Origin of the sequence: Sphingomonas sp. Leaf231 (assembly GCF_001421995.1) — a bacterium.
In the GTDB taxonomy this organism is placed as follows: Bacteria; Pseudomonadota; Alphaproteobacteria; order Sphingomonadales; family Sphingomonadaceae; genus Sphingomonas.
Genome location: NZ_LMLS01000002.1, coordinates 143153 through 158213 on the forward strand (window position 1 = coordinate 143153; position 15061 = coordinate 158213).

At 65.9% G+C, this 15061-nt stretch carries 16 protein-coding genes; 7 read left to right on the top strand and 9 right to left on the bottom strand.

Annotation, left to right across the window (positions count from 1 at the left end):
- Nucleotides 1-19: 19 nt before the first annotated feature.
- A complete protein-coding gene (ribA, locus tag ASE95_RS06945) occupies nt 20-1042 on the top strand; it encodes a GTP cyclohydrolase II (protein ID WP_056635824.1) in 1023 nt (340 codons plus the stop codon).
- Nucleotides 1043-1051: 9 nt separating this feature from the next.
- Here the strand turns inward: ribA and ASE95_RS06950 are convergent, their stop codons facing one another.
- The gene (locus ASE95_RS06950) at nt 1052-1720 is read right to left on the bottom strand and encodes an HAD family hydrolase (protein ID WP_056633745.1); all 669 of its coding nucleotides are present in this window, start codon (nt 1718-1720) and stop codon (nt 1052-1054) included.
- Nucleotides 1717-2376 (bottom strand): YggS family pyridoxal phosphate-dependent enzyme, encoded by a 660-nt coding sequence (locus ASE95_RS06955; protein ID WP_056635827.1) that lies wholly within the window; start codon nt 2374-2376, stop codon nt 1717-1719. The genes ASE95_RS06950 and ASE95_RS06955 overlap by 4 nt, the downstream gene beginning before the upstream one ends.
- A 52-nt stretch (nt 2377-2428) precedes the next feature.
- Between ASE95_RS06955 and ASE95_RS06960 the strand changes: the two genes are divergently transcribed.
- Nucleotides 2429-2950, top strand: a complete 522-nt coding sequence (locus ASE95_RS06960; RefSeq protein ID WP_235528226.1) for a thiamine phosphate synthase — start codon at nt 2429-2431, stop codon at nt 2948-2950.
- A 227-nt stretch (nt 2951-3177) separates the two neighbouring features.
- Here ASE95_RS06960 and ASE95_RS06965 read toward each other — a convergent pair whose 3' ends face one another.
- A complete protein-coding gene (locus ASE95_RS06965; RefSeq protein WP_235528227.1) occupies nt 3178-3759 on the bottom strand; it encodes a hypothetical protein in 582 nt (193 codons plus the stop codon).
- Between the two features lie 334 nt (nt 3760-4093).
- Between ASE95_RS06965 and ASE95_RS06970 the strand changes: the two genes are divergently transcribed.
- From ASE95_RS06970 to holA, 4 genes are read left to right on the top strand one after another with little or no spacing between them, the layout of a single operon-like run.
- On the top strand, nt 4094-4540 hold the full coding sequence (locus tag ASE95_RS06970; protein WP_056633750.1) for a DUF3576 domain-containing protein: 447 nt from the start codon (nt 4094-4096) through the stop codon (nt 4538-4540).
- Nucleotides 4541-4556: 16 nt separating this feature from the next.
- Complete coding sequence (gene leuS / locus ASE95_RS06975) at nt 4557-7103, top strand: leucine--tRNA ligase (RefSeq protein ID WP_056633753.1); 2547 nt, start codon at nt 4557-4559, stop codon at nt 7101-7103.
- Nucleotides 7100-7612 carry an LPS assembly lipoprotein LptE gene (gene lptE / locus ASE95_RS06980; protein WP_056633756.1) on the top strand — a complete coding sequence of 171 codons (513 nt, stop codon included), beginning with the start codon at nt 7100-7102 and terminating at the stop codon, nt 7610-7612. The genes leuS and lptE overlap by 4 nt, the downstream gene beginning before the upstream one ends.
- On the top strand, nt 7609-8619 hold the full coding sequence (gene holA, locus ASE95_RS06985) for a DNA polymerase III subunit delta (RefSeq protein WP_056633759.1): 1011 nt from the start codon (nt 7609-7611) through the stop codon (nt 8617-8619). The genes lptE and holA overlap by 4 nt, the downstream gene beginning before the upstream one ends.
- 67 nt (nt 8620-8686) lie before the next feature.
- Here the strand turns inward: holA and ASE95_RS06990 are convergent, their stop codons facing one another.
- Genes ASE95_RS06990 through ASE95_RS07015 form a run of 6 tightly spaced genes read right to left on the bottom strand, consistent with a single transcriptional unit; the run spans nt 8687 to nt 14217 of the window.
- The gene (locus ASE95_RS06990; RefSeq protein WP_056633762.1) at nt 8687-9604 is read right to left on the bottom strand and encodes a ParB/RepB/Spo0J family partition protein; all 918 of its coding nucleotides are present in this window, start codon (nt 9602-9604) and stop codon (nt 8687-8689) included.
- Nucleotides 9601-10383 carry a ParA family protein gene (locus ASE95_RS06995; protein ID WP_056633765.1) on the bottom strand — a complete coding sequence of 261 codons (783 nt, stop codon included), beginning with the start codon at nt 10381-10383 and terminating at the stop codon, nt 9601-9603. Before ASE95_RS06995 ends, ASE95_RS06990 begins: the two co-directional genes overlap by 4 nt.
- A complete protein-coding gene (gene rsmG / locus ASE95_RS07000) occupies nt 10383-10991 on the bottom strand; it encodes a 16S rRNA (guanine(527)-N(7))-methyltransferase RsmG (RefSeq protein ID WP_056635833.1) in 609 nt (202 codons plus the stop codon). Before rsmG ends, ASE95_RS06995 begins: the two co-directional genes overlap by 1 nt.
- On the bottom strand, nt 10988-12709 hold the full coding sequence (gene mnmG / locus ASE95_RS07005; protein WP_082449996.1) for a tRNA uridine-5-carboxymethylaminomethyl(34) synthesis enzyme MnmG: 1722 nt from the start codon (nt 12707-12709) through the stop codon (nt 10988-10990). The genes rsmG and mnmG overlap by 4 nt, the downstream gene beginning before the upstream one ends.
- Nucleotides 12710-13984: a tRNA uridine-5-carboxymethylaminomethyl(34) synthesis GTPase MnmE gene (gene mnmE / locus ASE95_RS07010; RefSeq protein ID WP_056633768.1), complete on the bottom strand. Its 1275-nt coding sequence runs from the start codon at nt 13982-13984 to the stop codon at nt 12710-12712.
- Nucleotides 13981-14217, bottom strand: a complete 237-nt coding sequence (locus tag ASE95_RS07015; protein ID WP_056635840.1) for a DUF6489 family protein — start codon at nt 14215-14217, stop codon at nt 13981-13983. The genes mnmE and ASE95_RS07015 overlap by 4 nt, the downstream gene beginning before the upstream one ends.
- Before the next feature lie 141 nt (nt 14218-14358).
- Between ASE95_RS07015 and ASE95_RS07020 the strand changes: the two genes are divergently transcribed.
- Nucleotides 14359-15051, top strand: coding sequence for a dienelactone hydrolase family protein (locus tag ASE95_RS07020; protein WP_056633772.1), 693 nt, complete (start codon nt 14359-14361; stop codon nt 15049-15051).
- Nucleotides 15052-15061: the final 10 nt, after the last annotated feature.

Consider the following 15061-nt stretch of genomic DNA (forward strand, 5'->3'; position numbering starts at 1 on the left):
GGCGCGCGCGATCGACGCGATGCGTCGCGGCTGGCCGATCACGATACATGCGGTGGGGGAGCCGCCGTTGGTGTTGCTGGCCATCGAGACCGCCGACCGCGAGCGGCTGGAGCGCTTCGCCGGTGAGCGAGGGTTCGACATCCTGCTGTCGAGCGGACGAGCCGAGACATTGAAGTTGTCGAATCAACGCGATGCGACGAGTCCCGACCGCCCGGTGATGATCGAACATGCGCCATGGTTCGACATGGCACTGGCAACCGCGCTGGCCGATCCGCAATTCGATCTGGCAACACCGTTGAAGGGGCCGTTTCGCACGATCCCCGTCGCCGCGCCGCGTGCGGCCGCGGCGGCATTACGGCTGGCGCGAATCGCGGGCCTGTTGCCGGCCTTTGTCGTCGGGTTCGACGGTGCCGAACAGGTGGTGTCGGTGGAGGATATCGCGGCGCATGAGGATGCGGGGCGGCTGACCGTTGCGGTGCGGGCGCGCTTGCCCGTGGAGGGTGCCGAACACTCCGAGATCGTTGCCTTTCGTTCACCGGAGAGCGCTGATGAGCACGTCGCCCTGATAGTCGGCAGGTCGGACGGGACGCCGCCGCTGGTGCGCCTGCACAGCGAATGCCTGACCGGTGATGTACTTGGCAGCCTGAAGTGCGATTGCGGTCCGCAACTGCATGCCGCGATCCGGGCGATTTCCGGCGCGGGGTGGGGCGTCTTGCTCTACCTCAGACAGGAGGGGCGCGGGATTGGGCTGGTCAACAAGCTGCGTGCCTATGCTTTGCAGGATCAAGGCTTTGACACCGTGGATGCCAATACCCGGCTTGGCTTTGCCGTGGATGCCCGGGATTTCGGCGTGGCGGCGCGGATGCTGCAATTGTTGGGGCAGGACCGTGTGCGCTTGCTGACCAACAATCCCGGAAAGGTGGCCGGGCTGGAGGCGGCGGGGGTGACGGTCGTCGAGCGGGTGGCGCACGCCCTGCCGCCCAACCCGCACAACGAACGCTATCTGGCGACCAAGCGCGATCGTACCGGCCATCAGCTGTAGGTGGTGGGTTTATGAAAGCAGTGCAGCCACTTGGGTGAAGTCGTGCGCGATTGCGTCGACGCCGATCGCGCGCAGGCGGTCACCGTGGGTCGCGCCGCAATGGCCGCCGGCGGTAAGGCCGATGACATAGCCGCCGCTGGCGACAGCACCCGTCGCACCCACCGGCGAATCCTCGATGATCGCGCATCGTTCGATCGAAACCCCCAGCTTTTCAGCGGCAAGGAGATACAGATCTGGTGCTGGTTTGCCGTTGGCGACATGTTCCGCGCCGGAGTAGAGATGCGGGCCGAACGCGTCGCGCAGTCCGAGGTGGTCGAGGTGGGTGGCAATCCAGCGTACGCGACTGGACGATACCACCGCCCGACGTAATGTCGGGGGCAGCGTGAGGATGAAGGCGGTCGCTCCCGCGACCTCGGCAATGCCTTCCGCAAGGCAACGCTCGTTCTCGATCATGCGGGCGGCGTGAAAATCCTCCGGGATCGGACGGCCGATATGGGCCTCGACTGCGGCAAGAAAGTCCTTTCCTGCCAAACCCATGAAGTTTGCCATCGACTCCTCTGCGGTGGTGGGATGGCCGGCGGCGGTGAGGTAATCGGCGATGTGGCGATTACCCATCGCCTCGCTTTCGATCAGGACGCCATCGAAATCGAAGAGCAAGGCGTCGAAGCGAGGGGTCATGCACGGTCTCCGAACAGCGCCGAGCCGACGCGGATGTGGGTGGCGCCGAGCGAAACGGCCTGCTCGACGTCGTCAGACATGCCCATGCTCAGCCCCAACACACCGGAATCACGGGCGATCTTCGCCAGCAGCGCAAAATAGGGCGCGGGCTCTACGTTGGCGGGGGGCACACACATCAGCCCGGCCACCGGCAAGGTGGCGGCGCGGGCTTTGGCAAGCAGCGCGGGCAGGTCGGCGATGGCACAGCCGCCCTTCTGCGGCTCTTCCCCTATATTTACCTGAATAAAGCACGCCGGTCGACGGCCGGCGGCGTCCATGGCGCGGGCCAGGGCAGCGATGAGCGACGAGCGGTCCACGCTGTGAATCGCATCGACCAGCGCCACGGCCTCGGCCGCCTTGTTCGACTGCAATTGTCCGACAAGGTGCAGTCGCACAGCACCGAATTCCTCCCGCAACGCGGGCCATTTTGCCTGCGCTTCCTGAACGCGGTTCTCGCCGAAATCCCGGTGGCCCGCCGCCAAGAGCGGTCGGATAGCCTCGACGGGATGCGTTTTCGAGATCGCCACCAGCGTGACGTCGGCGGGATCGCGGCGCGCGGGGCGGGCGGCGGACGCGATGCGCGCGTGAATCGCGGCGAGACGGTCGTCTGGGGTCATCGGGCGCGCTATAGGCAGCGTCATGCCCGCCCGCCACCCCATCCGCTGGCTGATGACCGATGAACGCCAGGGGGAGGGGTTGTGGCGCGCATTGGCACGATTGCCCCGGGGTGCTGGCGTCGTTTTCCGCCATCATGAAACACCTTTTTTCGAACGACGGATCCTGTTCGAGCGAATCCGAAAGATCGCCCGGCGTCGCGGGCTGGTGCTGGTGCGTGCGGGCGATCTGCCGATGCGCGGCGAAGCGGGCGTGCATGGGCGGCGCGGAAGAGCGGCGGTGACGTGGCCGGGGCATGATCGACGCGAGGCGATCGCGGGTGTGCGGGCGGGAGCGCGGGTGGTGTTCGTGTCGCCGGTGTTCGCGACGCGGTCGCATCCGGGTGCGCCGACGCTGGGTCCGGTGCGGGCAGCGGCGGTGGCGCGCGGGTTGCCGGTGACCAGCATCGCGCTTGGCGGCATGGATGAGCGCCGCTGGCGGCTGCGGCTTAGAGCGATGGGGTTCGACGGCTTCGCCGCGATCGATGCGTGGGATGGCGGAGGTCGCGAAGCCGGTGCTGATCGTCGCGTGGATTGAAGATCGCGGGCGTGGCGGGTTGGGCAGGGGATGCTTGTCCGCCCGCTGATCGCTTCGCCTCGTTCGCAATGACGACGTGGGTGAAGGGGGTCCCCCGTTCGCTTGAACGGAGGATGTGGTGCGGACGGCTATGCGGTAGCGAGCATCTTCAGCCGCAGGTTTACCGCGAGTCTGATGTGAATGCTGCCGGTCGAAGTTCCGATAGCCGCGACCGGGCCACCGCGCGGCTAGAAGCGGAAGGCGGTGCCGACGTAGACGGCCTGGCTGTCACGACGATCGTCATCGACCCGCGCCAGACGCTCACGGTCGGTCTTCAGTCGCATGCCCGCGGTCAGATCGAGGTTGCGGGTGAGCGAATAGCTGCCACCGACATCGATCGAATAGCTGTTCGGCTCGGTCAGCGCGCGCGGCGTGCCCGGTAGCGGACGATCGGCGCTGGCCCCGACACGGCCGCTCCACTTCGAGCCCGAATAGCTGAATGCGACATCGGCCGCCTCACGGCTGCCCGGCAGCCCGGCGAGATCGACCTTGGCCACGTCGCCGGAGATGGCGAACCGCTTCCACCCGACCGCGACGCCGAGATTGTAGGCGATCGGCGCAAGGCCGACGGTTTGCGCCGTCGAGGATGCGTAGCGCGTCGCGTCGCGTGCCGCGGTGCTGGAGCGCGCACGTACGGCCACCGTCACCGCGCGATTGCCCGTGCGGGTTTCGGACGGGGTGAAGCGGAAGCCGCTGGCGTCCAGCCCGCCACGTGCGAACAGCGCCGCAAGCTTCGGATCGGCGGCCGATGGTGTGAAAGAACCCGCCATGCGTGGTGCAGGGGACATCTTGCGGATGACATGCGGGGACGAATCCGCGGCGCCCAGCGCGGGCACGGCCGCAACGGCGGCGACCAGCAAGGCCCCCCCGATACATGCAGCGATGCGGCGTTCTGCGGCCACGATCGTGTTCTTCCCCTTTTGGCGGACGAATCTGTCCGACCAATGGAGCGGGCGTAACAGGAATCCGTTCCGAGTCCATTACCACCACCACGCTTTGTCCCGTACCTGTTGCATCATGTCCACAATGTGGCGCGCTTGCCGGGCGCTGGCGGTACGGGTAGAGCGGGCGCGATCACCCGAATTCCCTGTAAGGACGTTGCCGATGTTCCGCCCCACGCGCCTTGCGGCTGGCCTGTCCGCCGCCGTTGCCCTGTCGCTGACCCTGTCGGCCTGCGGTGGTCGTGGCGGGCGGCCCGAAGGCGATCTGGCCGCGTCGCGCGTGACGACGATCGGCGTCAACGCCTATCTGTGGCGCGCCACGCTCGATACGCTCAGCTTCATGCCGCTGCTTCAGACCGATTCCAACGGGGGGGTCGTGGTGACCGACTGGTATGTGAACCCGCAGGTGCCGGGCGAGCGCATGAAGGTGACGGTGTCGATCCTGGATCAGGACCTGCGCGCCGATGCGGTGCGCGTGGCGGCGCTGCGCGAGGTGAATCGCGGCGGGCAGTGGGTCTCCTCCCCGGTGGAGGCCGCAACGACGCAGAAGCTGGAAGACATCATCCTGACGCGTGCGCGCGACCTGCGCCGCGGCGCGGTGACCGGCTGAGGCGGCGACGGACATCATGGCGACCCGCTTCAACGCGCTGAAGGCCGACGCGCACTGGCAACAGGTGTGGGATACGCAGGCGACGTTCGCCGCGCGTGACGACAGCCCGAAGCCCAAGAGCTATGTGCTGGAAATGTTCCCCTATCCATCGGGGAAGATCCACATGGGACACGTCCGCAACTACACGATGGGCGACGTGCTGGCGCGGTACCGCCGGATGACCGGGCACGAAGTGCTGCACCCGATGGGGTGGGACGCCTTCGGTATGCCCGCTGAAAACGCGGCGATGGAAAAAGGCGTCCATCCCGGCAACTGGACCCGCGCGAACATCGCGGCGATGAAGGCGCAACTGAAGCGGCTGGGCTTCGCGCTCGACTGGACGCGTGAACTGGCGACGTGCGAGCCGGAATATTACGGTCACGAACAGGCGCTGTTCCTCGATTTCTACAAGGCCGGGCTGGTGTACCGCAAGGAATCGGCGGTTAATTGGGACCCGGTCGACATGACCGTGCTGGCCAACGAACAGGTGATCGACGGACGCGGATGGCGGTCCGGCGCGCTGGTCGAGAAGCGCAAGCTGAGCCAGTGGTTCCTGAAGATCACGCAATTCGCCGACGAACTGGTCGACGGGCTGGGCAGCCTGGAGCATTGGCCGGACAAGGTGCGGTTGATGCAGGAAAACTGGATCGGCAAGAGCCAGGGCCTGCAGTTCCGCTTCACGTTGTCCGACGGTGGATCGGTGGAGGTGTATACGACGCGCCCCGACACGATGTTCGGCGCGAGCTTCGTCGCGGTGGCGGCGGATCACCCGATCGCGCGGGCGCTGGCGGCGCGGGACGAGGCCGCGGCGGCGTTCGTGGAGCGGTGCAAGCAGGGCGGGACGACCGCGGCCGAGCTGGAAACGCAGGAGAAGCTCGGGTTCGATACCGGCCTGACCGCGACGCATCCGTTCGGCGCGGGCGAGTTGCCGGTGTACGTCGCCAATTTCGTGCTGATGGACTATGGCACGGGCGCGGTTTTCGGGGTGCCGGCGCACGACCAGCGCGATTTCGACTTCGCGACCAAATATGCGCTGCCGATCCGCCGCGTGGTGGCCGATGGCGAGAAGATCGAGACGATGTTCGACGGAGATGCCGCCTATAGCGGCCCCGGACGACTGGTGAACTCGCAGTTCCTCGACGGGTTGGAGATCGACGACGCCAAGCGCGCGGTGATCGCGCGTGCGGAGGCCGGCGGCTGGGGACAGGGATCGACCGTCTACCGGCTGCGCGACTGGGGCGTCAGCCGCCAGCGTTACTGGGGCACGCCGATCCCGGTCGTACATTGCGCGACATGTGGTGAAGTGCCGGTGCCACGCGAGCAATTGCCGGTGCGTTTGCCCGAGGATGTGACGTTCGACGTTCCGGGCAACCCGCTGGACCGGCATCCCACGTGGAAGCACGTCGCGTGCCCGTCGTGCGGGGCCGATGCGCTGCGCGATACCGACACGCTGGACACGTTTGCGGATTCTTCGTGGTATTTCATTCGCTTCGCCAGTCAGCCGGAGGATCGGCCGTTCGACCGTGCGGTGGCGGAAAGCTGGCTGCCGGTGGGACAGTATATCGGCGGGGTCGAACATGCGATCCTCCACTTGCTCTATGCGCGATTCTGGACGCGAGCGCTGCGTCATGTCGGGCTGATCGACCTGGCCGAGCCGTTCACCGGCCTGTTCACGCAGGGCATGGTGACGCACGAAACCTACCAGCTCGACATTCCGGATCATGACGGCCCGCCGGGTGCCTTGTGGGTGGCGCCATCGGATCTGAGCGTCGGCGAGGGTGGCAAGCTGTTTTTCCAGACGGCGGACGGGGCCTCGATCCCGATCATTCGCGGCCGCATCGAGAAGATGTCCAAGTCCAAGAAGAACACCATCGATCCGGAGCCGATCGTCGATCAATATGGCGCGGACGCGGTGCGGTGGTTCATGCTGTCGGACTCGCCGCCGGAGCGCGATCTGGAGTGGAGCGAGAATGGCATCGAGGGCGCGTGGCGCTTCGTGCAGCGGCTGTGGCGGTTGTTCGAGGCGACGCCGGCGGGCGATGCCGCCGCGACCGATGTCGCGCTCGACCGGCGCGTGCACCGGGCGATCGCGGGCATCGGCGAGGACATCGAGGCGCTGTCGTTCAACAAGGCGGTGGCCAAGCTATACGAGCTGGTGAGTGCGATCGAGAAGGCGACCCCGTCCGCTTCGCGCGACGCAGCCGTGGCGGCGTTGATGCGACTGGTCGCGCCGATGGCCCCGCATATCGCCGAAGAGGCGTGGGCCGCGCGGGGCGGCGAGGGCTTGATCGCCGATGCCGCATGGCCGACCGTCGACGCTGCGTTGCTGGTTGATGACGAGGTGACGATCGCGGTGCAGGTCAACGGCAAGCTGCGCGATACGTTGATGCTGCCCAAGGGGATGGCCAGGGAAGAGGCCGAGGCCGCGGCGCTGGCATCCGACAAGGTCATCCGCGCACTGGAAGGCAAGACTCCGCGCAAGGTGATCGTGGTGCCCGACCGGCTCGTGAATCTGGTCGCGTGAGCAAGGCGGCATCGCTGATCGCGCTGCTGCTGGTGGCGGCACCGCTGGGCGGGTGCGGACTGACGCCGCTGTACACCGGCGGCGGCAGCGGGCCGATCGCGGGCACGCTGGGCGAGGTCGAGGTCGCGCCGATCGAGGGCAAGGCAGGCTGGTTAGTGAGCGGTGCGTTGCAGGAGCGGTTGACGGCTATCGGCGGGGGTTCGGCGCGCTACCGGCTGAACGTGCGGCTGGACGACCAGATCGTCGGTCTTGGCGCGCGGAGCGACGATTCGGTGGCGCGCGAGCGGCGGACGTTGCGCGCGCGCTATCAGTTGATCGATGCGGCGAGCGGATCGGTGGTGCTGGACGCTACGGCGGGGTCCGATGCGGGAATCGACGTGGTCGGATCGGAATATGCGACGATCGCCGCAGAGAGCACGGCTCTCGAACGACTGTCCGAGACGATCGCCGATCAGATCGTGGCGCGGCTGGCGCTATACGCACGGCGGACGCAGCCGCCGACGCCATGAAGGCGACCGAAGCGCGGCTGAACGCGGCGCTGGACCGCCCGCCGGCGGATATCCGGCTGTATCTGCTTTATGGCCCGGACGAGGCGGTGGCGCAGGCGTTCGTGGCGCGATTGTCGCGCGGAATGGGCGACGGGGCGGAGCGGATCGATCTCGATGGAGCGACGCTGCGCAACGATGCCGCGCGGCTGGCGGACGAGGCCGCGTCGCTTTCGTTGTTCGGTGGAACCCGCTTCGTTCGTGTATCCGCCGCTGGCGAGGAATCGCTGGGGGCGGTCGAGTCGTTGCTGGAAGCGGATCGGACCGGAAATCCCGTCATCATGCTTGCACCGACTGCCAAGGCGACCGGAAAGTTGGTCAAGATGGCGCTGGATTCCGATCGGGCGCTGGCATTCGCCTGCTACCCGCCGGGTGCCCGCGACGCGGCGGCGATCGTCGCCCAACTGGCACGTGACGCTGGTCTGCGGCTGACCCCGCCGGCGGTGCAGCGCATCATCCGTGGCAGCGACGGCGACCGATCCGTGATGATGCGCGAAGTCGAAAAGCTGGCGCTTTATCTCGACGCCGCAGCCGATCGCCCGGTGGATGCCGACGAAGGCGCGCTGGAGGCGATCGGAGCCGAGATTGCGGAGGGCGAGATCGGCGAGATCGTGCTCACCGCTACCGCGGGGGATGTGGCAGGCCTGGTCGAGAGCCTGCGCCGAATGCAGGGGCCGGATGCCTCGCCGATCCCGATCCTGCGTGCGCTCGGGCGGCGGATGGTGACGCTGGCGGAGATGCGCGGTGCCATCGATGCCGGGGAGGGCGTGGAGCAGGTCATGAAGCGGCATCGCGTGTTCTGGCGCGAGGAAGCCGCAACGGCGGCGGCGCTACGACGCTGGACGCTGCCGGCGCTGGTGGCGGCGCAGCAAGCGGTGCGGCGCGTCGAGCGCGAGGTGATCGCCGCCGGCCCGGCAGGACGGGTGGTGGCGGACATGTTCCTGATGCGCTTGGCCCGCTCCGTTCGCTGATCGCCCGCATCGCACTGGTGCTGCGGTGTCGGCAGCTCGCACGAACGCGATGCCGTCGTCCGTCCGCCTAGATACGTTCACCGCTGAGCCGCTGACATACCATGTCGAGTTGTTCCAGCGAGCTATAGTCCAGCGTGATCGCACCGCGACCATCGTCGTTGAAGGTGATGTGGACACGCAGGCCGAGGAGGTCGGCAAGTTGCCGTTCCAGTGCTTCGATATCGGCGCTGCCCCCTTGCGGGGACAATGGTGCCGGGCGCGACGAGGACGTGCGCGTCGGAGCGGAACCATGCTTGTCGTTGCTGGCGAGCTTTTCGGTCTGGCGCACCGAAAGACCCTGGCTCAGTACCTGATCCGCAAGTGCGATCGGGTCAGCTGCGCCGATCAGCGCGCGGGCATGACCCATCGCCAGCTTGCCCTCCACGACCTGCGCCTGAATCTCCGGGGGCAAATCCAGCAGACGCAGCAGGTTCGCAACGTGGCTGCGCGACTTGTGGACCGCGCGAGCCAGTTCCTCTTGCGTATGCCCGAATTCGTCGAGCAGCCGCTGGTAAGCGCGCGCCTCCTCGATCGCATTGAGGTCCTGACGCTGGATATTCTCCAGTAATGCGATCTGCAGCGTCTCGCTGTCGGTATAGTCGCGGACGACGACCGGCACTTCATGCAGTCGCGCACGCTGCGCTGCGCGCCAACGTCGTTCGCCCGCGACGATCTGGAAATCCTGACCATGCGGACGGACGATGATCGGCTGGATGACGCCGCGCTGGGCGATCGATGCGGCGAGTTCATCCAGAGCCGCTTCGTCGAAGTGGCGACGCGGCTGATCGGGGTGGGGTGCGATCGCCGACACCGGGATCATACGAACCGCACCACGCGCCGCCCCGCGCTCACCGGTTTCGCGTTCGTCCTGGGCAACGTCGCCAAGCAGGGCATTCAGGCCGCGACCGAGGCCACCCTTGGCCCGGCGGGAGGCGAAATCGTTCACGCTGCTTCATCCTCGATTTTCGGCAAACGCCGAATCAGTTCACGTGCCAGCGCGATATACGCTTCGGAGCCGCTGCATTTGTGATCGTAGATCAGGGCAGGAAGCCCATGGCTGGGCGCCTCCGACAAACGCACATTGCGTGGGATGACAGTGTCGAACACGACCTGGCCAAGCACGGCACGTACGTCAGTCGACACCTGTTCCGTCAGGCGATTGCGCCGATCGTACATCGTCAGCGCGACACCGAGGATCGATAGCGAGGGATTGAACCGCGATCGTATCCGCTCGACGGTGTTCAGCAGCTGGCTCAAACCCTCAAGCGCGAAGAACTCACATTGCAACGGCACGAGCAGAGCGTCCGCCGCAACCATCGCGTTGATGGTAAGCAGGCCTAGGGAAGGGGGGCAGTCGATGAGGACGATGTCCCACGACCGTTTGGCGCGTTGAAGAGCGCCGCGCAGGCGATGGGTACGCTGATCGAGTTCGACCAGCTCTATCTCCGCACCGGACAAATCCACTGTCGCCGGCAGGACATCGAGCAACGGGATGTTGGTCGCAACCGCAGCTTCGGCCACGCCGTCGCTGTCGATCAATACGTCGTAACTGGAGCGCTGACGTTGTGCCTGGGTGATCCCCAAGCCAGTAGAGGCGTTACCCTGTGGGTCAAGGTCCACGAGCAGCACTTTATGGCCGGATGCGGCGAGTGCTGTCGCAAGATTGATGGCGCTGGTCGTTTTGCCGACACCGCCCTTTTGATTGGCAATCGCGATGCAGAACATCAGCTTCTCACTCCATCCGCCACGACGATCACCGATGCCGCGTCAGTGAGACTTTGTTCCACGTGGAACATCGCGCGCATTTTGGTGGGCAGTTGCTCGACTTCACTAGCACCGTTTTGGCCGCGCGGTAGGATCAATCGTGTGCGCTCATGACACAGATGCCCCGTCATGGCGATCAGAGTCGTAAGGCTCGCCACCGCACGTGCGCTGATGACGTCGGCACGTCCTTCGACGCCTTCCGCTTTGGCCTGACATACCGTCACATTCTTCAGGGATAGTCGCGCGGCCGCTTCGGACAGAAATGCCGCCCGCCGTGCCCGCGGCTCTATCAGCGTCATGTGCACACCCGAAACCATCGCGATAACCATGCCGGGAAAGCCTGCGCCGGAGCCGACGTCGAACCAGGTCCGTGCTTTCGGGTCAGATAAGTCGCTTAGCTGCGCTGAGTCGACGATGTGACGCGACCATATTTCGGAGCAGCTAGCGGGGGAGATGAGGTTCTGCCGTCCGTTTTCAGCGATAACGATATCTACGAACTGCCCGAGCGATTCAACCGTCTGGCGATCGTAGCGAACCTCGCACCACAATCGTGCTTCTTCTTCGTTCATGCCCGTCGCCTTGCGTGCAGCCACAACGCCGCGAGCGCTGCGGGCGTTATCCCTCGAACGCGGGATGCCTCACCCAACGTCTGCGGCGCTGCCGCGAGCAGTCGTTCCGTCATTTCATTGGACAGGCCAGCGATCGACTTCAGTGATTCCGCCGACGCATCGACGACGACGTTATCGTCGCGACGCATCCGCTCGATCTCGGCCGCCTGTCGTTGAAGATAAGGTGCATAGCGCTCGTCTTCCTCAACCTCCTGGATGATATCCGGATCCACGCCGATGGTATCACCGGATCTCGCCCGAACTCGCATCAGATCCCGGCTATCGATGTGATCGCGACGTGTTGAAGTCAAACAGCCATGCTCTGCCGCAAAGCTAGATAGCCTCGTCTCGGCATTATCCGCGCGCAAAGCCAACCTGTACTCCGCGCGGGCGGTGAGCATGCGATAGGGTTCGCTGATCCCCTGAAGCACCAAGTCGTCGATCAATACACCGATGTAACCGGTGGCGCGATCGACGATGGCAGGTGACAATCCCAAGGCGCATGCAGCGGCATTTAGCCCGGCGATCACCCCCTGGGCCGCGGCTTCCTCATAGCCGGTGGTACCGTTCAACTGACCCGCGCAAAAAACTCCGGGTATTGCGGCGAGCGCGAGCCGATGGTCCAGCGCACGCGGATCGACGTAGTCATATTCGACGGCGTAGCCGAATTGCGAGATGACCGCGCGCTCAAGGCCGGTGATCGACTGGATCATCGCGACCTGTACATCAGCCGCCAACGACGTCGAGATACCATTCGGGTAGACGGTGGGATCATCAAGACCTTCCGGTTCCAGAAAGATCTGGTGGCCATCGCGGTCGCCGAAGCGATGCACCTTATCCTCGATCGACGGGCAATAGCGTGGTCCGCCGCCCTCGATCGCTCCGGAGAAAAGCGGTGACTCGGCAATGCCGCTTCGTATGAGGTCGTGCGTATGGTCGTTCGTACGCGTGATCCCGCAAGCGAGCTGAGGAAGTCGCGATCCTGTGGAAATTGGCGACATGCGCCACTGATCGGCGTCCGAGGGCTGAGAGACCAACCGCGCCCAATCAACCGTCCGGCCGTCGAGCCGAGGAGGAGTGCCGGTCTTCAATCGCCCCATCGGCAGGCGAAGTTCACGGAGTTGCTCGCCGAGCCGTGTAGAGGGTCGCTCTCCGACGCGACCGCCGGCTTCTCGCTCATGCCCGCGGAAAATGCGTCCACCAAGGAAGGTGCCTGTCGCAAGGACGATGGCCGAACCACTTAAGTGGCCCCCGTTCGCCAGTCGCACTCCCACCGCCTTGCCGCCCTTGATGTCCAGCGCTTCGGCCTCCCCAGCGACCTGACGAAGAGCCGGAAGCTGGGCTAACTGGCGATGGATCGAACGGCGATACAACGATCGGTCGGCCTGGATGCGTGGACCACGAACCGCCAGACCCTTCGAGCGATTCAACATACGATAATGGATGGCGGCATCGTCGGAGGCTCGTCCCATCAATCCGTCGAGCGCGTCGACTTCGCGGACGAGGTGACCCTTACCCAAACCGCCGATCGACGGATTGCACGACATCACGCCGACATGGTCCAGTGATTGCGTCACGAGGGCGACCCAGGCCCCGCGGCGCGCGGCGGCTGCCGCAGCCTCGGCGCCGGCATGTCCACCACCGACCACGATCACATCATATTGTTTCACGTGGAACACTCATTTGCCGATACAGAACCGGGAGAACAGCGCGTCGAGCATGGCCTCCGTCGCGTCATGGCCGACTACCGCAGCAAGGGCCACGTTAGCAATGCGAAGTCGTTCAGCGTCCATTAGCAAGTCCGTGCCATCGATCGCCACCAACTCGTCCAATGCCGAGACGAGAAGTGCGATATGGCGGGTCCGCAGGAGCGGCGCGTTGTCGACGTCCAGCATCGTCGCGCCATGCGCTGACAGCGCGTCCCACAATTTGTCGATCGTCGAGGGATCATGAATGGACACTCGAAGACCGACGCCGCACGCCGCGTCAGCATCGGTGTCGGATTTGGCCTTGACGCATATTGCACTGCTTGGCGCCGCTGCAGGATCGCCAAGCCAGAGAACGATGTCGGCGGTGCACAGGATGTTTTGGGCACGAAGGATGCCAAGCGCTTCGACCGGATCGTCGGTTCGATCGGTAAGGCCCGCCGTATCGACCAGCCGGAACGGTATGCCTTGCCGCGACACCGACGCCTCCAGCAGGTCGCGCGTGGTGCCAGCTATGTCGGTCACGATCGCGGCATCGCGTCCGAGCAGCGCGTTGAACAGCGACGACTTGCCGGCGTTGCGGGGACCGGCAATGACGACAACCACGCCGTCGCGTAGCCGCTCCACCGGCGGGCGCACCAGCACCGCATTCATTTCGTCCACAAGTGGCCGCACCTGCGCCGCGACGTCAGGCGAAGCCGCGGTAGCGACGTCATCCTCATCGCTAAAATCCAGCGCCGCCTCGACACCGGCTGCGATCATGCCGAGGCGTCCAAGCCATCCCGCGATCATGCGGCTAAGGTCACCTTCGGCCATGGCCAGTGCCGCGCGTCGTTGCGCCTCGGTTTCGGCTTCGAGAAGATCCGCGAGCCCCTCGGTCTGGGCAAGGTCGAGCCGGCCATTGGCCAACGACTGGCGCGTAAATTCACCGGGCTGCGCAGCGAACAATCCGGGGTAAAGCGCGAGTTCCGCTTCTACCGCTGCGACGACGGCGCGTCCCCCGTGAAGATGCAGCTCGACCAGGTCCTCCCCGGTCGCGGTGTCGGGGCCGGGGAAGAACAGCGTCAGCGCCTGATCGAGCGTGGTGCCATCGCGGCTGCGCAGCCGACGCAAGGCAGCGCGGCGTGGCGGGGGCAGGGTGCCGGCGAGGGCCGCCCCGGCTGCGGATGCCTGCGGGCCGCTGACGCGTACCACCGCGATTGCGGCCGGCGGGCGACCACTGGACAAGGCGTAGATGGTACGGATCATGCGCCAGTCTTGGCACCTGGCACGAACAGCTGGCGCCAGAAGTCCATGCCGGCATCGCCAGCCGGTGCCCAGCTGCGGAACATCGCGGCGACCATCTCGGGCGACGGCCCCTGACCATCGATCGCCTCGCGCATGCGTGACAGGAATTGATCGTGCAGCGGCGTGAGATCGGGCAGGCCCATCATCCGCCGCGCCTCCTCGGGCGTACAGTCGACTTCGATCGTGACCTTCATGTGCGTTCCTTCCGCTGCGCGTACCGCCCAGCCGTTATGCGCGGGAAGCGGCGTCGACCGCAATGTCGCGGCCGGAGGGCGTGGCACTTTGCGGGCGATGGTGCGCTGTGTGGAGCAACTGCTTTCAGGAGGCGCACCGATATGACCGCGATGATCTCGATCCCCACCCTCGATAGCGCGGCGATGCCGGCATATCGCGCCGCGCCCGCGGGAACGCCGCGCGCCGCTATCGTGGTCATCCAGGAGATCTTCGGGGTGAACGCCGGCATTCGGCGCAAGTGCGATACGCTGGCGGAGGCTGGCTATCTTGCGATCGCGCCCGACCTGTTCTGGCGCATCGAGACCGGCATCGAGCTTGACGCGGATGTCGCGCCGGAGATGGAGCGGGCGCTGGCGTTGATGGGACGCTTCGATCAGGATCAGGCGATCGCCGACATCGAGGCGACGATCCGCCACGCACGCGACGGCGGGTCGGCGAAGGTCGGCGCAGTCGGTTATTGTCTGGGCGGCAGGCTGGCGTTCATGGCGGCGGCGCGCACCGATGTGGATGCCACCGTCGGCTATTATGCGGTCGGGGTGGATGGATTGCTTGGCGAGAAGCGCGCGATCGCCCGCCCGCTGATGCTGCACATCGCCGGCGATGACGGCTTCGTAGACGGGGATGCGCAGGCGGCGATGCACGCCGGTCTGGACGACCACCCCAAGGTGACGCTCCACGACTACCCCGACGAGGATCACGGCTTCGCAACCGAGTTCGGCAAACGCCGGTCCGACGCGGCGGCGCGGCTGGCGGACGAGCGTACCGCGGCGTTCTTCGCCGAGCATCTCGGCTGATCGCGGCGGC